The sequence below is a fragment of the Pseudoblastomonas marina genome (assembly GCF_014641655.1).
Classification (GTDB): Bacteria; Pseudomonadota; Alphaproteobacteria; order Sphingomonadales; family Sphingomonadaceae; genus Alteriqipengyuania_A; species Alteriqipengyuania_A marina.
In genome coordinates this window covers 1-606 of record NZ_BMID01000041.1, presented here as the reverse complement: position 1 = coordinate 606, position 606 = coordinate 1, and the positions used below count along the sequence as shown (strand labels likewise).

2 tRNA genes are annotated in these 606 nt (G+C 44.4%); both read right to left on the bottom strand.

What is annotated here, in order from left to right:
• Positions 1 to 74: 74 nt before the first annotated feature.
• Positions 75 to 159 (bottom strand) — tRNA-Ser (locus tag IEW49_RS13480).
• A 92-nt stretch (positions 160 to 251) separates the two neighbouring features.
• A tRNA-Val gene (locus IEW49_RS13475) sits at positions 252 to 324 on the bottom strand.
• Positions 325 to 606: the final 282 nt, after the last annotated feature.

The following is a 606-nucleotide window of genomic DNA, read 5'->3' as shown; positions in this document are numbered from 1 at the left end:
GGGGCGGGGTCCCCCGAAGCTACAGGAGGCTGTAGGAGGAGGCTAATTTGAATCACCAAACCTTAGTTAATTAACAGAGAATATGGGATTCGAACCCATGATGGTTTGAACCATAACTAGTTTCAAGCTAGCCACCTTAAACCACTCGGTCAATTCTCTTTAATTCTTTCAAGACTCGAACTTGAATATCATTATTATCAATAATGCACTTTACCAGTTAAGTTAAAGAATCCTAAAGTAAGTATTAAAAATGAGAAATGGGTGATTCGAACACCCAACCTTCCGTGTGTAAAACGGTTGCTCTACCAACTGAGCTAATCTCTCTTAAATTTAATTTTTTTTTTTGATAGCCTCCGGCTCAGAAGCGTCATTATTTGGCTACTTATGAACAAGGCTAAATTTTATTTAAAAGCTAAAAAGGAAAACCAAGAGCATGACTTAAAATACGAGCTAAACTAAGAGGGCCCCACGAATACCCCACACACCTTCGTGTGTGGGCCGTATTCGTGGGGTCCCCCGATTCGAGGCCCCTTCGGCCCTTGAATCAACCCTTCCCCCCCCTGCAGTACTGCAGGGCGGGGGGACGGGTCGATTCCACCCCGGAGG